Source organism: Corynebacterium sp. ES2715-CONJ3 (genome assembly GCF_024814365.1).
In the GTDB taxonomy this organism is placed as follows: domain Bacteria; phylum Actinomycetota; class Actinomycetes; order Mycobacteriales; family Mycobacteriaceae; genus Corynebacterium.
Genome location: NZ_JANUXS010000003.1, coordinates 80,439 through 101,852 on the forward strand (window position 1 = coordinate 80,439; position 21,414 = coordinate 101,852).

At 53.0% G+C, this 21,414-nt stretch carries 20 protein-coding genes; 15 read left to right on the top strand and 5 right to left on the bottom strand.

The features are described from left to right. The first annotated feature begins 67 nt into the window (after positions 1–67). The 9 genes from NXT00_RS04410 to NXT00_RS04450 are packed head-to-tail and all read left to right on the top strand — an operon-like array spanning position 68 to position 8,865. A complete protein-coding gene (locus NXT00_RS04410; RefSeq protein ID WP_259078311.1) occupies positions 68–985 on the top strand; it encodes a dihydrodipicolinate synthase family protein in 918 nt (305 codons plus the stop codon). Between the two features lie 17 nt (positions 986–1,002). Then, positions 1,003–1,689: an N-acetylmannosamine-6-phosphate 2-epimerase gene (locus NXT00_RS04415; protein ID WP_259158243.1), complete on the top strand. Its 687-nt coding sequence runs from the start codon at positions 1,003–1,005 to the stop codon at positions 1,687–1,689. A gap of 50 nt (positions 1,690–1,739) precedes the next feature. Further along, positions 1,740–2,429: a FadR/GntR family transcriptional regulator gene (locus NXT00_RS04420; RefSeq protein WP_259158246.1), complete on the top strand. Its 690-nt coding sequence runs from the start codon at positions 1,740–1,742 to the stop codon at positions 2,427–2,429. Between the two features lie 9 nt (positions 2,430–2,438). Further along, positions 2,439–3,320 (top strand): ROK family protein, encoded by an 882-nt coding sequence (locus tag NXT00_RS04425; protein WP_259158248.1) that lies wholly within the window; start codon positions 2,439–2,441, stop codon positions 3,318–3,320. Further along, positions 3,320–4,447, top strand: a complete 1,128-nt coding sequence (locus NXT00_RS04430) for an N-acetylglucosamine-6-phosphate deacetylase (protein ID WP_259158250.1) — start codon at positions 3,320–3,322, stop codon at positions 4,445–4,447. Before NXT00_RS04425 ends, NXT00_RS04430 begins: the two co-directional genes overlap by 1 nt. 18 nt (positions 4,448–4,465) lie before the next feature. Further along, complete coding sequence (gene nagB, locus NXT00_RS04435; RefSeq protein WP_259078299.1) at positions 4,466–5,239, top strand: glucosamine-6-phosphate deaminase; 774 nt, start codon at positions 4,466–4,468, stop codon at positions 5,237–5,239. Between the two features lie 51 nt (positions 5,240–5,290). Next, on the top strand, positions 5,291–6,163 hold the full coding sequence (gene rsmA, locus NXT00_RS04440) for a 16S rRNA (adenine(1518)-N(6)/adenine(1519)-N(6))-dimethyltransferase RsmA (RefSeq protein WP_259158251.1): 873 nt from the start codon (positions 5,291–5,293) through the stop codon (positions 6,161–6,163). A gap of 1 nt (position 6,164) precedes the next feature. After that, entirely contained in the window at positions 6,165–7,082 is a 918-nt protein-coding gene (locus NXT00_RS04445; RefSeq protein ID WP_396124932.1) for a 4-(cytidine 5'-diphospho)-2-C-methyl-D-erythritol kinase, read from the top strand. Next, positions 7,075–8,865 carry an ABC-F family ATP-binding cassette domain-containing protein gene (locus NXT00_RS04450; RefSeq protein WP_259158255.1) on the top strand — a complete coding sequence of 597 codons (1,791 nt, stop codon included), beginning with the start codon at positions 7,075–7,077 and terminating at the stop codon, positions 8,863–8,865. The genes NXT00_RS04445 and NXT00_RS04450 overlap by 8 nt, the downstream gene beginning before the upstream one ends. Here NXT00_RS04450 and NXT00_RS04455 read toward each other — a convergent pair. Beyond that, positions 8,860–9,516 carry a TetR/AcrR family transcriptional regulator gene (locus tag NXT00_RS04455; RefSeq protein WP_259158257.1) on the bottom strand — a complete coding sequence of 219 codons (657 nt, stop codon included), beginning with the start codon at positions 9,514–9,516 and terminating at the stop codon, positions 8,860–8,862. The genes NXT00_RS04450 and NXT00_RS04455 overlap by 6 nt on opposite strands. Before the next feature lie 161 nt (positions 9,517–9,677). Here NXT00_RS04455 and ppk2 point away from each other — a divergent pair, with 161 nt between their 5' ends. After that, a complete protein-coding gene (gene ppk2 / locus NXT00_RS04460) occupies positions 9,678–10,499 on the top strand; it encodes a polyphosphate kinase 2 (RefSeq protein WP_259078284.1) in 822 nt (273 codons plus the stop codon). A 43-nt stretch (positions 10,500–10,542) separates the two neighbouring features. Here ppk2 and NXT00_RS04465 read toward each other — a convergent pair whose 3' ends face one another. After that, the gene (locus tag NXT00_RS04465) at positions 10,543–11,364 is read right to left on the bottom strand and encodes an HAD family hydrolase (protein WP_259078282.1); all 822 of its coding nucleotides are present in this window, start codon (positions 11,362–11,364) and stop codon (positions 10,543–10,545) included. Between the two features lie 98 nt (positions 11,365–11,462). Between NXT00_RS04465 and NXT00_RS04470 the strand changes: the two genes are divergently transcribed. Next, complete coding sequence (locus tag NXT00_RS04470) at positions 11,463–12,497, top strand: 3-hydroxyisobutyryl-CoA hydrolase (RefSeq protein WP_259158259.1); 1,035 nt, start codon at positions 11,463–11,465, stop codon at positions 12,495–12,497. Here the strand turns inward: NXT00_RS04470 and NXT00_RS04475 are convergent. Continuing rightward, positions 12,483–13,586, bottom strand: a complete 1,104-nt coding sequence (locus NXT00_RS04475; RefSeq protein ID WP_259078279.1) for a DUF6882 domain-containing protein — start codon at positions 13,584–13,586, stop codon at positions 12,483–12,485. The two genes, NXT00_RS04470 and NXT00_RS04475, sit on opposite strands and share 15 nt — an antisense overlap. Before the next feature lie 97 nt (positions 13,587–13,683). After that, positions 13,684–14,160 carry a hypothetical protein gene (locus NXT00_RS04480; protein ID WP_259078277.1) on the bottom strand — a complete coding sequence of 159 codons (477 nt, stop codon included), beginning with the start codon at positions 14,158–14,160 and terminating at the stop codon, positions 13,684–13,686. 161 nt (positions 14,161–14,321) lie between these two features. On the opposite strand from NXT00_RS04480, the gene NXT00_RS04485 reads away from it, so the two are divergent. Then, entirely contained in the window at positions 14,322–14,975 is a 654-nt protein-coding gene (locus tag NXT00_RS04485) for a hypothetical protein (RefSeq protein WP_259078276.1), read from the top strand. Positions 14,976–15,067: 92 nt separating this feature from the next. Then, positions 15,068–15,616: a hypothetical protein gene (locus tag NXT00_RS04490; protein ID WP_259078274.1), complete on the top strand. Its 549-nt coding sequence runs from the start codon at positions 15,068–15,070 to the stop codon at positions 15,614–15,616. A 491-nt stretch (positions 15,617–16,107) separates the two neighbouring features. Here NXT00_RS04490 and NXT00_RS04495 read toward each other — a convergent pair whose 3' ends face one another. After that, positions 16,108–17,748 (bottom strand): peptide chain release factor 3, encoded by a 1,641-nt coding sequence (locus NXT00_RS04495; RefSeq protein WP_259078273.1) that lies wholly within the window; start codon positions 17,746–17,748, stop codon positions 16,108–16,110. 184 nt (positions 17,749–17,932) lie between these two features. On the opposite strand from NXT00_RS04495, the gene NXT00_RS04500 reads away from it, so the two are divergent. Then, positions 17,933–20,368, top strand: coding sequence for a choice-of-anchor M domain-containing protein (locus NXT00_RS04500; RefSeq protein ID WP_259158261.1), 2,436 nt, complete (start codon positions 17,933–17,935; stop codon positions 20,366–20,368). 122 nt (positions 20,369–20,490) lie between these two features. Then, positions 20,491–21,321 (top strand): choice-of-anchor M domain-containing protein, encoded by an 831-nt coding sequence (locus NXT00_RS04505; RefSeq protein ID WP_259078270.1) that lies wholly within the window; start codon positions 20,491–20,493, stop codon positions 21,319–21,321. Positions 21,322–21,414 lie beyond the last annotated feature (93 nt).

The following is a 21,414-nucleotide window of genomic DNA, read 5'->3' on the forward strand; positions in this document are numbered from 1 at the left end:
TCCTCCTCCGGGGCACTGGAGGATACTTCATCTTTTTCTCCTTTTCGGAAAGGTCCTTAACATCATCATGAATAAGAAATTTCATGGCATCATCCCTCCGCTCGTTACCCCACTACTCGAAGATGGATCCTTCGACCGCGAGAGCTTCAAACGTCTAATTGATAGACTCATTGATGCAGGATGCCATGGTCTTTTCGTCCTCGGTTCCTCAGGCGAAGTCGTTTTCTCCACTGACGCGCGGCGCCGGGAAATCATTGCTGCTGCAGTTGAATTCAACGCGGGCAGGGTGCCTGTGCTGGTGGGCTGCATCGATACAGAGACCAACCGTGTTATCGAACATGCCAAGGTCGCCCAGGAACTCGGCGCCGATGCGATTGTGGCTACCGCCCCCTTCTACGCACTCCAGGGCCTCGAAGAGATTGAGCGTCACTTCCGCCTCATTCACGAAGCCTGCGAGTTGCCACTTTTCGCCTACGATATTCCAGTGTGTGTTCACACGAAACTACCGCACACCTTGCTCGTACGTCTTGGACAAGAAGGTGTTCTCGCTGGTGTTAAGGATTCCTCAGGTGACGACGTATCATTCCGCTTCTTGGTCCAAGATAACGAACGCGCTGGCCACCCTCTGACCATCCTCACCGGCCACGAAGTTGTCGTAGACGGAGCTTATTTGTCCGGGGCTGATGGTGCAGTTCCAGGTCTGGGCAACGTTGATCCAGCAGCTTATGTGCGCCAGTGGAACGCCTACCAAAATGGCGACTGGGAGACCGTACGCGCCGAACAGGATCGACTTGCGGATCTGATGCGCATTGTTTTCGTACCCCAAGACCTGCACGGCTACGGCGCCGGCGTAGGTTCTTTCAAGTCCTCTCTGATGCTCCAAGGCGTTTTCACCAGCAATACGATGCCAGCTCCTGTGCGTACTCAAAGTGCGGAAGTGGTTCAAGGAATTGGTGAACTGCTCAAGGCTCACGGCGTTCTCTAGAAGAAGGTTAAACGATAATGAGCACGGATATCACCAGCATCATTGAGCAAACAAAGGGGCTCATTGTGAGCTGCCAAGCCTATCCAGGCGAGGCACTGCGAACTCCTGAAGTCACTGCCAGAATGTGTCAAGCAGTAGTTGCAGGTGGAGCGGTTGCGGTTCGCGTCCAGGGTGTCGTCGACATCTCAGCTGCGCGCCAGGCAGTTGAAGTCCCAGTGATCGGCTTGATTAAGTACGGACATGATGGAGTGTATATCACCCCTTCTACTGCTCACGCTCGTGCGTGCGCCTTAGCCGGGGCTTCGATTGTGGCTATTGATGCCACCAATCGGCCCCGGTTAGGAGGGGAGTCTTTCGCCGATGCTGTGCGTAGTATCCACGAAGAATTCCCTGGAGTCGCCATCATGGCTGACTGCGGTAGCCTCGATGACGCCCTGCGGGCTGAGGAAGCTGGAGCTGATCTCATAGGTACGACGCTCGCCGGATATACCGGTGATCGAGAAAAAACCGCGGGACCAGATTTCGAGCTTATCGACGCTGCATGTGAGCACATCACTCGACCCATCATCGTCGAAGGCCGCATCCACACCATAAGTCAGCTCAAAGAAGTATTTACTCGCCCGATCCATGCTGCCTGTGTGGGCACCGCCATTACTCATCCCACCTCGATTACCTCGTGGTTTAGTCAGGCTATCGAATACTAATTGATGGGATCCCCATCCCCCTTATACCGTGGCAGAAAGGATATATTCTCATGGCTGTGAGTACTACCCAGCAGGCAGTAGCCGGAATAGAAAAATATATCCGAACCCACGGACTTCGTGAGGGGGATGCATTGCCCTCCGAGACTACCCTGTGTGACGAGCTAGAGTGCTCGCGCAGCTCCGTCCGCGAGGCTATGCGAACATTGCAGTCACTCGATATCGTCCACATCCGTCGTGGCCAGGGTACTTTTATTTCGAAAATGAGCATGAGTCCGCTGGTACGTGGGATGGTTCTGCGTTTGACTCTCGATCCCCGTAACGCTGGGGAAAATCTCCTCGAGGTAGTTGCTACGCGGGAGGCTATCGAATCAGCACTGGCCGCAGAACTAATTGACAAGCATACTTCCGCAAGTATCGAGGATATGCTCATCACGGTTGAACAAATGCGTTCGAGCTACGAAAACCGCGGCCATTTTACCCGCGAGGACCGTCTGTTTCATCGGCAGCTACTAGCACCAACATCTAATAAACTTATGCGGGAGCTTTCCGACGCCCTTTGGCAGATTCACGACCGAACGGTGCCCATGCTCAGCCTTGATATCTCTTCGGACTACGCACGCACCATTGAATCGCATGCCGTCATGGTCAAAGCCGTTGCCGCCCGTGATGTTGAGGCCTTCAAAACTGCAGTCCACCATCACTATATTCCGCTGCGAGAAGCAGTGGCGAAACTCAATTAAGGATAAAGTATGGTCAGCATTGCCGTCGATATCGGTGGCACCAAAATTGCCACGGGAATTGTCCTCGATGACAAGCCTAAAGAAGTGCTATTTCGCAGCGTTCGTCCAACCTTGGCTCAAGAGGGTGGCCAGGTAGTCTTACGCGAAGTAATAGCCGCCATTCAAGAAAGCCGAGAGCTGGCCAAAGAAGCTGGTCTGGAGCCAAAGCGCATCGGAATCGGAGCCCCAGGCGTGGTAGGGAACGGCCGCATTCTATATGCGGGCCCCACCATGCCAGGCTGGGTCGGAACCGAACTTACTGAACGTATCACCGAAAAGTTTCAGCTTCCCATCGCTCTTCATAACGACGTGCGCGTCATGGGATTGGGAGAAGCCGTCTATGGCATCGGTGCAGACAAAGAAGTTCTCTTTGTCTCCATTGGCACTGGCATCGGGGGAGCTCTGATTAGTCGGGGCGAATTGATTGATTCCCCCCACTTCAATCGGGGAGAAATCGCTTATCTCCTAGGACCCACTCCACAGGGAGGCTGCGCTCCGATTGAACACGTTGGTTCAGGTCCAGCGATGTCTCAAGCCTATGGCACCGATTCTTTGCACCCGGTAATGCAGGACTACCGAGCAGGGGTCAAGGAGGCGCGCGCACTTATCGATAAAAGCCAGGAGTGCGTGGGGCAGGCGATTGCCGGTTTTATCAACTCTTATGATGTCGACGCCGTAGTTCTCGGTGGTGGAGTAGGAACCTTGCCGGAAACCCTCGCGCCCTTCGAAAAAGGTCTGCGTTCAGGTCTCATTTCTTCTCTTAAGGATATTCCGTGCATTCAGGCGACTCTCGGTACTAACGCACCACTCGTGGGCGCCGCATATCTTGCTCGAACAAAGGACAATACGTAATGGCTGATATTTTCCGCGGACGTGTCGTTAATCGTGAGGGAATCACCCCCATGGAGATGGAGGTAACGGACGGTGCAATCTCGGCTCTGAGGGTTCTCGACGAGGATCCAGATTCGCTGCCCATTCTCTTCCCTGGCTTTACTGATATCCATAACCACGGCGGGGCAGGGGAGTCTTTCCCTAACTCCGACCTTGCTGGGTGTCGCAAAGCTGCACGCTACCACGCTATGCACGGCACTACGTCGATGCTCGCCTCTCTAGTTTCTGCAACTGAGGAGATCCTGACCGAGCAAACAAAAATTCTTGCGCAACTAACTCACGAGGGTGAAATAGCCGGAATTCATATGGAGGGCCCCTTCGTCAATCCAGGTAAATGTGGCGCTCAGGATCCTGATGCCATTATGCCCGGAGATCCAGAGATGTTTAATCGGATTGCTAGCAGCAGCGAGGGCACCATGCGCTCTGTCACCTTCGCCCCAGAAACTGCTCATGCTAAGGAACTTGTCGATGTGTGTGTTGCCCACAATATCATTGTCTCCCTCGGGCATACGAACGCTGATGCCGATACCACTTGGGAGATTGTTGATTATGCCCTCAGCAAGCGGGCGACTGTGACTGCGACGCACCTTTTTAACGCTATGCCAGCTATCCATCACCGTGAACCAGGAGCAGCAACCGCGCTTATCGACGCCGCTGAGCAGGGCCTGGTGACAGTAGAGGTCGTTGCCGATGGTGTTCACCTTAATGACCATATAGTCAATATGGTGCGCAATGGTTCGCCTCATAATACTATGTTCATAACCGATGCTATGGCTGCCGCTGGCTTGGGCGACGGAGACTACGTGCTAGGAGCACTCCCGGTGACAGTCAGCGACGGAGTCGCTCGTCTCACCCACGGCGGAGCGATCGCCGGGGGTACGTCCACCATCCACCAACAACTGCGTCGGCACACCGCCAAAGGGTGGACCTTAGACGACATGGTTCCCCTCGTGTCTCAGAATGCTGCTGCATTATTGCAGCTTAACTCGGGCGAGCTAGAGATGGGCCGCGATGCCAATTTCGTGATTATGGATGAGGATCTATCAATCCAGAGCGTTTATCGCTTGGGTAAAGAATTGTCATACTAAAAAAAGGAGTTAGTAATTATGGAAATTATCATTATGCCTGATGCCCACCAAGTGGCACTGCGCGCAGCCGATGTCTACGAAGGCTATGCCACCGAAGGGGCAACGTTGGGACTAGCGACTGGTTCCACCCCGCTGGCGATGTATCGTGAGCTCATCCGTCGTCATCGCGAAGAAGGGTTAAGCTTCGCGCAATGCCGAGCCTTCCTCCTCGATGAATATGTGGGACTACCTCGCACACATGAGCAGAGCTACTATGCCACCATTCGGAACGAATTTACCTCCCATATAGATATCGATGACACCGCGGTGAAGAGTCCCGATGGGACAGCCCCAGATGTCACTGAGGCTGGGAAAGCCTACGATGCCGCTATCAAAGAGGCCGGTGGCGTAGATATTCAGCTTCTTGGAATTGGAACCGATGGACATATTGGGTTCAACGAGCCAGGTTCCTCCCTGCGTTCTCGCACTCGTCTGAAAACTTTGCATCCGCAAACGATCAAGGATAACGCTCGCTTCTTTGAATCCGAGGATGAGGTTCCTATCCATGTTCTCACCCAAGGACTGGGCACTATCTCCGAAGCCCGACATCTGCTGTTACTTGCCACGGGGACCAATAAGGCTCAGGCAGTACGAGATTTTGTAGAAGGACCGCTCGCATCCGTATGCCCGGCCTCAGTACTGCAATTGCACAATCACGCTACCGTGATCGTTGACGAAGAGGCGGCATCACTTCTCGAGCATGCGGACTATTACCGCTTCGCCTTTGATCACAACCCTGCGTGGAAGAAATAAGGGCGGTACCCTTTTAGAGAAATATTCTCTAAAAGGGTACATTTATCTGCTATGGAGACCCTCGAACCGCCTCGACTTCTAGGCCCCCAGGAAATTCGTCAGCTGGCGGACCATCTGGGGGTGAGCCCGACAAAAAAGCTGGGTCAAAATTTTCTTCTCGACCCCAATACAGTGCGCATGATCGTTCATGCAGCTGGACTCAATGACGAAGGTGTTTCAGAGCACGTCGTCGAAGTGGGGCCCGGCCTAGGCTCTTTGACCCTCGGCTTAATCGACCAGGCGCAGCATCTGACAGCTATCGAGATTGATCAAAACTTGGCTCGTCAATTACCGCAGACGATAGCTGATTACGCCCCAGATTTCGCCTCTCGTTTTTCCTTGATGGGAGCGGATGCGTTGCGGATAAGTTCGACTGATCTCTCGAACCCCACGGCTCTGGTTGCTAACCTTCCATATAATGTTTCGGTGCCAGTAATCTTGCATATGCTCAAAACTTTTCCTTCAATCCAACGAGTTTTGGTGATGGTGCAAGCAGAAGTTGCCGATAGGCTAGCGGCAAAACCCGGCAGTAAGGTTTACGGTGTCCCGAGCGTCAAAGCTGCCTTTTATGGAGATGTAAAAAGAGCCGGCTCCATCGGTAAAACCGTCTTTTGGCCCGCACCGAAAATAGATTCCGGCTTGGTTCGTATCGATTGCACTCGTCCCTATGATCTTTCTCTGAGGCAGCAGGCATTTCCACTTATTGATGCTGCTTTCCTCCAGCGCCGCAAAACCATGCGCGCGGCATTATCAGGATTCTATGGATCGGCAGCCCAGGCCGAAAATGCTCTCAGACGTGCAGGAATTGATCCTGCTATTCGCGGTGAAAAGCTTGGCATAAATGATTTTATTCGCTTGGCTCACGCCGGGGGGAGCGACATCTAAAGTGCCGAAGGTTCCTAAAATATCGAAAGTAACTGCCAAAGCCCAAGGCAAAGTGAATATCCATTTAGGGGTGGGGCCCATACGAGACGATGGCTACCATGAGCTTTCTACAGTTTTCATGGCTCTCGATCTCAGCGATACCATTACCGTCGAGGCCACCACGGGGGTTGGGGTCACCACTCTTGATTGCGCGGAGACCGGGGTGCCAACCAACGCTCGTAACCTCGCGTGGCGGGGAGCCGAACTGGTGCTGCAGCGCTATGGGCGCCTCGGTAAAACACAGGGTCTCAAGATTACTATTGAGAAAGGTATTCCGACAGCTGGTGGAATGGCCGGTGGGAGTGCCGATGCCGCCGCAGCCATGGTGGCCACTAACCACATGCTGGGCGGTCGCCTCAGTCAGGCAGAACTGTTATCCTTAGGTGCCCAGCTGGGTGCTGATATCCCATTTACTATCCTCGGTGGTGTAGCTCTTGGTCAAGGAAGAGGTGATGAGCTCCGGCCTTGTGAGTCCAAAGGTAAATTCCACTTTGCTCTTGTTTTTTCGGATACCGGCTTATCCACACCTGAGGTTTTTCGTACCCTGGATTCTATGGATCGTATTTCCCATATGGACTCCTCGCGGGCAGAAGCTGCGCTTCGACTCGGTGACGCGGATGCATTGGCGGAAGCTATGCGCAATGATTTGCAACCCGCCGCCTTAAAACTTCAACCAGCACTTGCAGATATTCTCGCCGCGGGTCAATCCGCCGGAGCTCTTCGGGGCATAATTTCCGGCTCGGGGCCGACGTGTGCTTTCCTCAGTCCTCATGAAGAGAGCGCACGCGCTATCGCCCGTGCGCTCTCACCCCTAGCCCGCACTGCTATCGCTTCCGGTCCAGCTCGCGGGTCATATATTGAACGGATACATCATGGCTAATCTCATCAATCTGGCAGAAGTCTCGAAGTCATTCGGCTTAAAAACCCTTCTCGATGAGGTGAGCTTAGGTGTGCAGTCCGGAGATCGCATTGGCGTAGTGGGACTAAATGGTGGGGGAAAGACTACTCTGTTAGAGGTTCTCACGGGGATCGAGCCTCCAGATTCCGGGCGAGTAAGTCATACTACGGACCTGAGGATGGCGGTAGTTACTCAACGCGCTGAGCTTGATCCACAGGCCACCATAGCCGACATCGTGTTGCGTCCGTTGGGACTAGCCACCTTTGAATGGGCTGGTGATGCGCGAGTACGTGAAGTGCTTAATGGTTTAGGGGTTGCACGGCTCGGGCTGGACACTAAAGTGGGGGAGCTGTCGGGTGGGGAGCGACGCCGTGTAAATTTAGCGGCAGCCCTTGTTAAAGAACTCGATGTGGTCGTTCTCGACGAGCCCACCAACCACCTTGACATTGAGGGTGTCCAGTGGTTGGCTGCTCATATTGTTGCCCGCAAAATCGCGGTTGTAGTAGTCACCCACGACCGGTGGTTTCTCGATACTGTCGCGACCAAGACCTGGGAAGTCCACGATGGTCACGTCGACATCTACGACGGTGGCTATAACGATTGGATTTTTGCCCGCGCGGAACGGTCACGCCAGGCCGATGCCGTAGAGCAACGCCGTAAAAACCTAGCCCGCAAGGAGTTAGCGTGGTTGCGTCGAGGAGCGCCCGCACGCACCTCAAAGCCTCGTTATCGCATTGAGAACGCCGAGGCGCTCATCGCTGATGTCCCTTCACCGCGCGACAGCGTGGAGCTCATGGCTTTTTCAAAGAAACGCCAGGGCAAGGTTGTCATTGAGCTGGAAAATGCCCGTATCGAAACTCAGGACCATCGAGTTCTTGTTGAAGATCTCACCTGGCGTTTAGGGCCCGGCGAGAGAATTGGCCTCGTAGGCATCAATGGTTCCGGTAAGACCACGCTGTTAAGAGTGCTCGCTGGTGCTTATCCACTCAGTGCTGGACGTCGTATTGAAGGGCGAACCGTGCGCATAGGATGGCTGCGTCAGGAACTCGACGATTTGGATCCACATATTCGACTCCTTGATGCCGTGGAAGAAGTGGCAAGCTATGTACAGCTAGGTACTAAGGAGCTCAGCGCGTCTCAACTAGCCGAACGTCTTGGCTTTAGCGCGAAGCGCCAGCGTACACCAGTGGGCGACCTATCCGGTGGGGAACGCCGACGTTTGCAGCTAACCAGAGTGCTCATGGCTGAGCCGAATGTGCTGCTCTTGGATGAGCCCACCAACGACCTTGATATTGATACCTTGCAGGAATTGGAATCTCTTCTGGATAACTGGGCAGGAACTCTTGTCGTGGTCTCGCACGATCGATATCTTATCGAGCGTATCGCTGATTCCACATGGGCCCTTTATGGTGATGGCATCTTGAGTAACCTTCCTGGTGGGATCGAGCAATACTTACAACGACGGCAGGAAATACTAGCTGATACTCCTTCTGGGCTCATTCAACACGGAGAAGCTCAGGTGCATCAGCCGCAGCCGCAGATCGACCCAGCTTTAAAAAGGCGCGTTGAGAAGGAGATGAAAGCTCTCGAGCGTAGGGTGGAAAAACTTCGCGAACAGCTCACCGAGCTTGATGCTCAGATGGCCGCCGCCGCTCATAACGTCAGTGAACTGATGACATTAGGGGAGAAGGCCCGCGTGATCCGTGAGGATATTGAGGGCCTGGAAATGGAATGGATGGAGCGAGGAGAGCAGCTCGAGCTATGACAGTTGGGCACGAAGCCTTTCGAGCTCAATCTGATCTTCGACAGCTTGGATAATGCGCTCGACATATTGGCCGAGCTTGCCAGCGTCCATCCAGCTTTCGAGAGGGCTGAAAGCTTGATCAGAGATTCCAGAAATACGCTCACGGGCTTCATTGAGTCCTGTTTCGCCACCCTCATGAACCCTTTGCAGGGTGGAGTGGGCGATATGGCCGGTGACTGTTAGCTCACCTAACATGGTGATGAGAAAATCTACGTTGGCGTAATCAACGGGGAAACCCTTTGCAACGAGATAGCCTGAGATATCCCTGTAGTAGTCGAGGGCATGCACATGAGCTGCTGGAGTTTCTAACATGGCCTTCTCGAAACCAGGATAACGCTCAAAAAGATCCCATAATTGCTTAACCAGAAAGCGTAGGGCATCCTGCCAACCCATCTCGTCCTTCGGCAAGGTCAGTTGCGATAGTCCGTGTTCTAAACATAGATGCACTATATCGTTGCGTGTTTGAACGAGGCGGTATAGCGATGGACTGGAAACTCCTAGTTCTCGAGCTATATCGGCAAGGGTGAATTTATCCACTCCACGTTTGAGAGCAATACGTACTAGGTCAGATTCATTGAATTTAGGCTTTGGTCCAGTCTTCTTTACGGGCATAGCGAAGATAATACTACTCCTAAGTTATATATTCGAATGCCTTTAAAACTTCGACCTCGTTGACATTCGCCTTCGTTTTAAGACTTTATTCGGCATCTTATTTGAGATCAGCAACTGTACGTATAGCGACGTAAACACGCCGAAGCGGGTAAATTGGAGGTATGTCCAACAAAGAAGAGAAAAAACCGCGGAAACTGAATAAGAAGACCTACCAAGCAGAGCTGAAGCGGCTACAGGCCGAGCTCGTGGAGATGCAGCAGTGGGTGGTAGCTACAGGGGCCCGCGTGGTCATTATTATGGAGGGCCGCGACGCCGCAGGCAAGGGGTCGGCAATTAAGCGCATCACCCAATATCTCAACCCACGTTCGTGCAGGATTGAAGCGCTTCCTGCTCCCAACTCGAGAGAACAGGGACAGTGGTATTTTCAGCGCTATGTGGAGAAACTCCCCACCGCCGGCGAAATCGTTATTTTTGACCGATCCTGGTACAACCGGGCGGGCGTCGAGCGCGTCATGGGATTTTGTACAACCGAGGAATACCGGAAATTTCTCCATCAAGCGCCAATATTTGAGCGCCTGTTAACGGAAGATGGCATCATTTTGCTCAAATACTGGTTCTCGGTATCGAATGAAGAACAAATTGAGCGCTTTAAGTCCCGCCGTAACGATCCACTGCGCCGATGGAAACTCTCGCCTATTGACCTCAAATCTATTACACGTTGGGAGGACTATTCCCGCGCTAAAGATGAGATGTTTATCCACACCGATATTGTGGTAGCACCGTGGTACACGGTTGAGAGTGAGGATAAGAAGCGCTCCCGGATCAATGTGATCAACCATATTCTCTCGGCTGTCCCGTATGAGCATATTAAACAGGAATTACCGGAGATACCCGAGAGGCCTGAATCGTCGTATGACTATCAGCGCCCTCCGCGGGAAGAGTTCCGTTATGTTCCAGATGTAGCCAAACGCTTGGAGGAATAACATGAAACCTGGCCGCGCTAGCTGCTCATATAACTAGCAAAACCTATTTATCGGAATCTGGAAATAGCTCGTCTAAAACAGTGAGCACTCCGTGCTCGCTATTGGGAGGGGCTATATGGTCGGCAATATCCTTCAATTTTTGATGACCGTTGTCCATGACATAGGAGGTCCCAGCGGCCTCGATAAGTTCGTAGTCGTTGAGATAATCTCCAAAAGCTAAAGTTTGGGATATATCGATGCCCATAGCGTCTGCAAGCTCGCGCAAAGCTTTGCCTTTATTAGCAGACTTATTCATGACATCAATCCAATGCTTGCCGGAGACTGCAACAGCGAGGTGATCAGGAAGCGCGGAAAAAAGGTCATGGGCGCGATCTTCAACGTCCTCGAAGCTGTAGAGGGCAAGCTTTACAACATCATCGTTGACTGCCTGATGAAGGTCTTCGATATGGGTGAGGCGGGCGTAGTACCGGGTACCTTCAGCTAGGAAGTCCTCGTCGGTGCGTGAAACAAATGCCCCATCTGTGCGGCACAGGGCAAGGCCCCAATCGATCTCTGGGTGAGCGTCAACAATGTCAATAATGCGGTGGGCATCCTCAGGGGCGATCGTTGTCGTTGAGATGATCTCACCTTCGTGGTAGACCATTGTGCCATTCTCGGCGATGACCGAAACCGGGTAGGATGCCTGCTCGAACTGATTAAGCAGCGTATACAGCTGACGGCCTGAGGCTGGAGCGAAGGCGACGGACTGCGAAGTTAGTCGATCAAGAAGAGCCCAAAACCCCTCAGGTATATGGTGTTCGCTATCTAATAATGTGCCGTCCATATCGCATACGACTAGTTTGTACTGCGGATCCTGATTACCCATTATCTCGGCGTGCCTTTCTCGATAAGTTCATGCAATGCCCACGCTACCTTACAAGATGCTAGCTAGCGGAGCACATTTTAATATGTCACACTTAGCCTATGACAGATAGCGTGATTCGTGCCTATGTTGAAAATCGCACCGGTATTGTCGAGCTTAACCGCCCCCAGGCTCTTAACTCTCTGAATCTCGAGATGGTCACTATTATCTCGAAGCATATGAGCATCTGGGAAGCCGATCCCGATATTGACCAAATACTGATTTATTCTAATTCCAAAGCTTTCTGCGCCGGCGGTGATGTGCGCCTCGCCCGAGAGTATATTATTGCTGGCGATCCCGAGCGCGCCGACGAATTTTTCCGTGCTGAGTACGCCATGAACGCTCAGATTCATCACTGCACTAAACCGTATATCGCGCTGATTGATGGTGTAGCCATGGGCGGCGGCTTGGGTATTTCGGTGCATGGTAGTCACCGCATCATAAGTGAAAATGCTCTTGCGGCGATGCCCGAAATGGCGATCGGGTTCATCCCAGATGTGGGTGTTGCCTATATGGCACAACGAATGGTGGGGCAGCGAGGCTTCGCATCGCCAGCCCTCGCGCGATTTATGCTCCTCAGCGGCTGGCATCTGGGGCCAGCTGATCTTCTATGGTCAGGTTTTGCAACCCATTATGTCGAACACGCAGATATGGAAGGTGTGCGCTCTGCGATCATTGCCCACGGTATTGATCAAGCGCTTGATCGCTATGCTCGACCAGTGAAGGGTGAATCGGAGCTTGCGAGATTTGCGGAGGCCATCGAGGAGGTCTTTTCGGCGGCCGAATGGCCCGATATCGAACGACGACTTACTGCCTATCCCGAGCTCGCTGAGCGTTTCGATACCCTCACCAAGGTGGCAAGTCCTACCTCCATGATTGCCGCCCTCGAGCTCTTAACTCGCAGCCAAGAAGCCAGCACTATAGAGGAAGAACTTCGTTTAGAAGAGAGGCTGGGGGCCTATCAGCGCCAGCACCCAGATTTTGCCGAGGGGGTCCGAGCAGTGCTCGTGGACAAAACTCGCGATGCTTCGTTCTGCCCTGCTCACATCGATAATGTGGACAAGGATGCGATTAAAGCCGCACTAGAATTGTCGTAGTTGACGGTAGGCGAATTCTGCTCGTTGCTTATCGACGCCGCTCGGGAGACGTGTGGATCGAGCGGCCGCCGCAGCCTCCGGAGTATAGGGAGGTAAATGGAAGGCGGGAGCGTCGATAAGCACGAGAGCAGTGGTGCACTCATTCACGGGAATAAAGACGTGAGTCCAGTGACCTACAATGCGCTTCACAGCATGGACAAGACCTAGTTCCTGGGCACGAGCAATAGAAGTAGGTTGGAGTAGTTCAGGAATTGCGTATTTTGTCGCGAAGGCTCGTACCGGTAGCAGCTCAGCTTCGCTGGAGTGGGCGAAGCTGAAGGTATCCCCACTGAGGAAGCCAGCTACGATCCCGTGGGCATTAATGGAATTGCCGCGAAACTTGACCTGAGCCTGATGGGTTTGCTCGTCATAGGTTACTCTGGCCTGGGGAAATGCGCCGTGGAAGAAGAGTTGATGTTCCACACTGAAGTAGAAGGAATCTGCCACAACGTCGGCGATGCTGAGTGAGTTCGTCGACTCTAAAGTTCCCGAGCTTAGATTGACGCGCGATCCGTTTTCGAAGACAATCACATCATCGTCGGCGCGAATCCTGATATTTTCGAAGGCCGCGAAAGACAGCAGCGCTCGCTGTAGATCTATGGAATGTGGCAGGGAGCGCAAACCAAGGGCGAGTGTTTCATCGATAGATGGCAAGAAACCGCCCCAGTCGGCATCTTCGGCTAGCACGAGATCCGTTGTCCCGTCATCCTGCGGTGCTAGATAGAGCAAACCTGGTCCAAAAATCGTCCGGGCCGCCTGGATGAGCTCATCTGAAGCGGGAGCGAAGAGAAAATCGAAATCGGGGTGGGGAACCAGCCATGTAATATGAGTCCGATCAGCGTTGAGTGAGCCGATAATTCGGCCCTTAAGCTTCAATGCCCGGTCAGCCCCAATAAGGTCAATCGCATAGCCGGATTCAGTGCGCATATAAGCAACCTTAGGGGACGTACCCAAGCAGGTCCGCAGGGCATAATCGCGGCGCAGAGCAGAGAAATAACCATCTGAACGTACGTCATCGAGGGTTCGAGGTGGTTGCAGGTGGGTAGACAATGAGGTTCCTCTAGGGTGAATTACTTCAAGCTAGGTAACCAGCGTTACCTAGCTTGTAATCTGGACATACCGCTATTTATCTTAGCGTAGAGGACTTTTAGGAACCTGTGGGCTGAACGCAACCAATGGTGTCGCTTCCAGCAGCTGCTGAGAAGAGCGTTTTACCCTCGTAAGTAGACACGTTGAAGATCATGACTTTTTCAAAAACTCCCTCGCCATTGGCGGGAGTATGCCAGCACCACTCGTGGGTCTCGGATTCGTCGTTGAGCGGTTGGTCGTAGACAAGGGTCATATCCAGCTCTTTGCGCGGTGGGTTGGAATAAATATAAGTCGCGAGCGCTTCCGTGGACATCTCGGGGTAGTAGGCATCCCAGAAGTAAGTTCCCTCTGCGGCAGTTTTATCCTCGATCTCCGTTGCACCCAGGGGGAGGACATAGTCGTAGAGCTTGGCTACGGTAATACCATCGCTGCCAACGCTGGTGCCTGAATCGGCTGTTGTGTGGTCTTCGTCGGAAGCGCAGGCAGCAAGGGCGGTTATGGTGGCGAGCCCGCAAATGAGGGGAATAATTTTCATATCGGAAATCCTTCAGAAGAGTCAACAAAGATTGCTATCAGCCTATCAAATGCGAGCTTGCTAACCCATTTTCTATTGGAGGAGCTCTCGTAAAATAGGGATGCCCGTTAGACTGTCAGGGACACCAAAAGGAAGCCCACAAAAAATAAAGGCAGTATTTAATGCTTCATGCTGTAACCTATGCATTCCTCGATTCGCTTAACGTCCTCCTCATCGGCATTGTGGTTGCATTGGGGATTATGCTGCCTGAGCGCTCCCGTTATCGCCACGTGGTGGGGGTCCTCATTGTTGGTGACTGGTTGGGAGTTTTTTTACTTGCATTAAGTACGATGTTTATTTTTGACCAATTAGGCGATGTCGTACGGAAAGCGGTTTCTTCGCCCATATTTGGTTGGTTGCTTATCTTTGTGGGCATATTAAGTATTGTGATGACGGCTCGCGGAGGGGACTCCCAGGCGATGGTCGCAAAGTTCCTGCCACCTTTGCATACCCCCAGCTTTCGTACCCTAATTATGGGACTATTTATTGGGCTCGCCCAATCTGTTACATCGGTTCCTTTTTTTGCGGGTATTGCAGTCTTAAGCGCCGGCGATTTTTCTTGGATGACCCGTTATCTGGGAATGATTGTTTACGCCAGTATTGCTCTGTCACTACCGACGTTATCGGCTCTCATGATGGTGTCTATCCGATCTCGGCCGACCTCGCGTGCAGCGGTCCTGTTCCAGGCAATGCGTGGACGACCGCGTTTGGCTTCGCAGATTGCCGGTTATACTGTTGGAATCGCTCTGATCCTTATGGGCAGCTTTCATCTTTAAGTGGTTGGTAGCACAGAGTTCATCTCATAACGGTTCGGTAAATTTCGGGCGCGGGGATGTAAAAATATGCGGAACTATGCCACCATAGAGCTATGAAGAAGATTCGCCATATCGCTCTCGCCACCTCTCTTGCTTGTGTCATGGGATTGGCTCCTCAGGCAGCTGCCCAGCCTGCACCGAGTAGCTCAGACTTAGCAGCGATAGGCGGAAGCTCCGAATTTGTGCTGCCCAAGGAATTGCTCGACGTGGCCGATCAGTTGAGGATCCCAGTTCCTGCTGAGTTGCGTCCTGATGACACCCTCGCTCGCACTACTCACGAGCGGGCTGCTTTGCAATCTGCCACAGAAAAGCACCTTGCAAAGATGGGGCATACCCCTGATCAACGGGCGTATAGCATAGCTGCTGCTTGGGCTGATGAGGCTGCACGCGGACGAGTGGTATTCCACGGCAATGCTGGACGCGGCGGCAGTCATCTGCGTGAAGGCACCGGAAATATTTACCGCTATACCCCGCAACAAGCTCGCGAGCGGGCGAAGTGGCTGAAAAACTCCCCAAACTATTATCCAGATGGGCGAGGATTTGGGGTAGCTACATCGGCGCGCAGAGGCCAGGTTTTTGTCGTTGAGTATTTCCTCAACTAGCAGTGGTTTAATCCGCACCTTTGTCACGAAGGTGCGGATTTCCTATTCTCGGGATTGAGAGCTTTTGCCCTCGACACTTAGTATCATCTCGTGTTCAGCACTATTGCTAGGAGTCGAGGGGTGCTCAGGGGATAGTAGATCGCGTAAAGCTAGCACAGTGACGTAATGCTCAGGAGCAAAAGTGGCCCGACTCAGCACGCATCACTGGATGCCTGCCTCACATAATCAATATAGGAAACGGTTAGTGGTGCCCGGCTGTTGTTTATGGGGCCCTGCCAGCCGCTAGATACTGAACTTCATTGCACTCAGTAGGCCAAGGCTCACGCTATATGATCGCATATGCCCCTAGGTATCAGTTTGAACTCTTCGAATATAGCTTTACAGTCCGGTGATCAGGATTCACCTATTCCCCACGAGAGGCGTTTGAAAATGGTGAGATCTCGAGAGCCTCGTGGGCTGCGGCGACAGTTGAGGTGTCGGAAGTTCTTAACCTAATCTGCGACCATGGGGAAGAGTTCAAACTCGGGGTGCTCTTTTTCGATAAAGGCAAGTTTCCACTTATCCCCAAAGAGAGCGACGAGCTCGCCATCGGTGCGCGTGAAAATCTCAACTCCGCGCTGTTTGGCTAATTCTGGGGCGGTCTCTTCGGTGGTGCGCCGTGCTACGGAGTAGGGGATAGGGTCAGCTTGGGTTTCTACGTTGTATTCATTCTCCATTCGAGCCATCATGACTTCGAACTGCATGGGACCTACCGCCGCCATGACGGGGGCGGCATCGCCACGGGCGTCATTCCTCAAAATCTGCACTACCCCCTCGGCTGCGAGTTGGTCTAGCGCTTTGCGGAATTGCTTGTATTTGCCCAAGCTCTTCGCGCGAAGGGTGCGGAAATGTTCGGGGGCGAATTGCGGCATGGGTGGGAATTGCACTTTTCGTCCTGCGTAGATGGTATCGCCTGGTGCGAGGGAACCGGCATTGACCATACCTACGATATCGCCAGGAAATGCGCTTTCCACTGTGGATCGGGTGCGACCGAAAACAGTGAGCGCGTATTTTGTGGAGAAGCTGCGCCCCGATTGAGCGTGGGTGACCTGCATTCCGCGCTCGAATTCACCTGAAACGATTCGCATAAATGCTAGTGAATCGCGGTGATTTTTATCCATGCCGGCTTGTACCTTAAAGATTACGCCAGAAAATTCCGACCCTACTTCGCGAAAACCGTCGAAGGTGCCGGTGGCGGCGGCTAATACTTTCTCATCTGAGCCTCTTCCCTGGGGGGCGGGGGCGAGGGTGCATAAGGTATCGAGAATTTGGTGTACACCAAAATTCAACATCGCGGAGGCAAAAATAAGAGGGGAAGTCATGCAGGATAAAAAGAGTTCTTGATCGTGCACGGCTCCATCAGCAGCGAGGAGTTCTACCTCTTCGGTGGCATTGTCCCATGCCGCGCCCTCACGGGTATGGGCGGCATCGGGCTCGTAGTGCTCCTCTGGGGCAATGGTGGATCCGCCTGCGGTTCGCACAAAGTGGATATAGTTTTCTGCTTCACCCTCATCATTGATGCGAGCGAGTCCGCGAAAATCGCCTGCTTCTCCCACGGGCCAATAAAGCGGAGTGGGTTGTAGCCCGATCTCTTGAACGATTTCATCGACGAGTTCCAGAGGGCTGCGGCCTGGGCGGTCCCATTTATTGATCACCGTGATAATGGGGAGACCACGAGCTTTACATACCTTGAAAAGCTTGAGGGTTTGCGGCTCGAGGCCTTTGGCAGCGTCAATAAGCATCACGGCTGCGTCGACCGCGGTGAGGACGCGATATGTGTCCTCGGAGAAGTCGGCATGCCCTGGGGTATCGACGAGATTGATCATATAAGGCTCGCCCTCATGACCCGCCGGCGCATATTCAAATTGCAGAGCCGATGACGCGATCGAGATCCCGCGGTCTTTTTCCATCTCCATCCAGTCAGAAACAGTTGCCTTACGTCCTGCTTTACCGTGCACGGCTCCGGCTTCGTTAATGATGTGTGCGTGAAGCGCGAGAGCTTCTGTAAGTGTTGATTTACCGGCATCGGGGTGGGCGATGACTGCAAAGGTGCGACGGCGGGCGGCTTCTGTGGCGGTGTGGGTTGAACTCATGATTTTTAAGGATAGTACAAACTAGGTGCTCTCCTTTCTTTCTCCGTATGAGCAGAGTGGTGTTGATTACATAGGGCGTGGCTTAGTTGGTTTGAAAGTCTTATTCGTTTATTCTTGGATTCTGATGCCTATTGGTACTCGTTTTCATTATTTTCAATAAGAACCCCTTGATGGAAAGGCTCCCATGTCCCTTCGTCCTTCCGCTCAGAGGCTCTTAGCGTCGCTAACCTCGCTATCCATGCTCGGTGCAGCGCTCATAGTGCCCTCAACAGCAACTGCCAGCCCCGATGATGGCAAGCGTGTGATTACGCGCCACCATGTCGATTCCCCAAAGACCTTCTACGATGAAGCAACGGGATCTATCCAATTGCGCACCGAATACTCCGACGGAAAGACAGCCGAATTTGACGAGTCGGTCATCTGGATCGGTAAAGGCTGGGAGCGCGGATTCCGTGGATATGTACCCACCTATCAGTTCACCACCCCTGATAATGATTTATTCGATCATATGGGACTTAAGCGGGAAGCGACCTACTACGCGAGTCCAGCGAATATCCGCAGTTCAGCAACACCGATTTGGTGGGGTTATGGGTCAGATGAAAGCTTCAAAATCAACCAGTACCTCAATCAAATGGCCATGCTCGACCTCGTGAGCGTCAAAGGCCCAGGCCGCGTGGAACTGTTTAACTACTACGAGGACTACCCAGCTGGTCTCAATCAACTGCTCGGGTCAAGCGCTCAGAGCCCTCGCTCGAGCAAGCTCGATTTCGGAGAGCACACCCATAACTACACCCTTTTCACCAAGCCTGGACGCTATGAGCTCACCTACCGAACCGTAGCGCGCCAAACTGACAAGGAGCTGCTCTCCTCCAAGCTCAGCACGCTAGTGGTACAAGTAGGCGGCGAAGCTCCTAAGGATACTGCGAGCGCCAGCCTGAAGGACCGCTACTCCAACGCACCTGCCCAAACGCATTCCCCGGCTTATACACTGAGCATTGCCCCGACCGAGCTCAATGCCGAGAGTAGCGCCGGCGATGACAAGCTCGACACCATTCGTTTCGACGCCAAAGACGATTCGGTGCGCGGTACCCTGACTGTGCTTATCGATGGCTACCATCTCACTGATCTAGACGTGGTAGACGGTGTGGCGAGCTGGAATGAGCTCATGGGGCCTGAAGCCTCCAAACTTCAAGCTATTTTCGTCCCCGAGGGGGACGCTGGGCAACGCTGGATCTCGCCTATCTTAAGCCGCGAGGTCGATGAGGAATTCCAGGTCATCCCCGCGACGGTGGGAGGCGTTGAAACCGAAGAATCATCGTTTGATGAAAAAGTTCTAGCTCCGGTTGCCAACGACGTTGTAGACCTTGATCTCAACAATTTTGAGCCACGTGAAGATATCACCTGGGCAATTGCCATTACTCCTATTGAAGACGATCACTATCGCGTTACGCTCACCGCAAGCGACCCCAGGGCGCGCGGCGTAGTCAAGTTCCGCGCTGGTGAGGGCGGCGATGAATACTCCTTCTTCGTTGAAAACGGTGTAGGCACCCTTGTTCTTAGCGATAGTGATCTTCAAGATCGCCAGCCGCATATCAAGATCATCCCCCACCCAGCAGTTGCGGTTAGTGCTGTCGACGTAACTGCCACAGCACCAATAGATCTGGAAAGCGATTCGATAACCATTGCTACTCCTCCCATGGTGTCCACACCGCTTATCGACGCTCCCGCTGAAACCCCAGAAGTACCCCGGGTAGTTCATCGGTGTGAAGACAAGATTCTGCTCGACCGCGGGCACACCGACTTGGTGGTGGATCGGGAAGGCGAGAAGCTGAGCGCCATGATCTACGACGAGACGGGGATCGAGACCGACGACTTCATCAAGCGTGACATCGAATCAGTAATCAATGTTGTGTCGCCCGCCGCCTCCGTGGTACGCACGCAACGGTTTGATAACCAGGGACTCGACTTCATCGATGCCCAGTACCTCGATCAGGGTGAGAAGTTCTACCTCCTTCCCGAGAGCTTAGGCAATAAAACCAGTATTCTGTGGCCTGGCTACAACACCATGAAGCTCGATATGGAGGACTTCTCCGATGGGATTACGTGGCACCTAGAGCCCACGAAACTGCCTCAAGGAGCACAGTTTGGGCTCTACCGTGATGCCACCCTCAGCGATAACACCTTGGTCATGATCAACTCAGTGACCAAAGACTACGAGGAAAAAATCAGCACGGCTTCCCACGTGCACATGAACTGGGCGTTTAGCAAAGCTGGCGTATACACGCTCAAGAGCTATTTTACGGGCGAACTTAACAACGGCACGAACATTTCCTCTGAGCCCGAAGAAATGACCTTTGTGGTGGGACATAATGCCGACGAAGCCTGTAAAGTTTTGAGCCAGCAATCTCACGATGAACAAAGCCCTGAGGACACGCAGCCTGGGGATCAGCAACCAGAGGATCCGCAGCCTGAAGATCCAAAGCCTGAAGATCCAAAGCAGGAGCCCACCCCAGTCTGGATACCAATTGTTTCAGCCATCTCCACGATTGCCCTCACAGCTCTGGCAATCTTGCAGATGCAATGGCTCATCGATTTCCTTCGATCGATACTGCATCGTTAAATTGCGCGAGGCACCACTGCCCTAAGGGGTGCCATGTCGCACCCCTTAGGGTCATGCCCACCTCGGTTCAACTGGAATGAACTGGGCACCAAGCTTTTGAAGCATTTTCACAAGGAGAAAATATGTTACGCCAACACGTCGTCGCCCTGGGCACCGCTGCCATCGTGGGAACGTCTACCATGTCTGTAGCTCATGCAGAGACCCTCGTTCTCGATCGAGGCCATGTTGACTTCCTGCACCTCCAACAGGACAAGGATCAACTCAAGCTCAACGTCAAAGAAGACGTGACCGGCGTCGGTGTTATCCGTGAGGCCGATGAGGTTGTTTTTAAAGTCAACGAAAAAGCCTGGATAGAGGCCAAAAAATTTGAGAAGTTTTCCACTAATCCCGTTGGAGCCAATGCCGCGTATCTGCCACAATCTCAACGGCAAGAAACACTGTGGCCTGGCTGGGACGCCCCTTTGAAAAACAAGAAGCTACCTGTCGACTTCAACTTTCTCGAAGTCAGTGGTCCTGGTTCGATCTATATTTTTAAAACCGATGGAACAAATGGTGATGGACTTTTAAATGTTCGCCCGGTACTCAACGGTGGGCAGCTCAAGCTGGAGACCGGTTCTCATCTGATCACTCAACCAGCCCATAGCCACGTTCATTGGATCTTCACCGAGCCTGGAACCTACACCATGAAAGTGTCGGCTCAGCAGGGTCAGCTCATCTCCAACCAGGCTACATACACCTGGGAGGTCGTAGAATCGCCGTTAAAGCCTGAGGCACCGAGTGCGCCTAGTACGACACAACGTCCAGCCGAACCTGACTCTCCCGCCCCTTCGCAACCTACTGAAAAGAGCGGCCTTAGCGTTGGGGCCATTGTAGGAATTGTGATAGCTATTATCGCTGCTCTCGGTGGGCTGATTGCAGCGGCTCTCAACGGAGGATTACTTCCGCGCTTCTAAGAGGGCACCATCGTTAAGATCCCGACACTCTACGTGAGTGTCGGGATTCCCGCACCCTGCGATTTTTTCGTTTCTCAATTTTGTGAAGGTCTC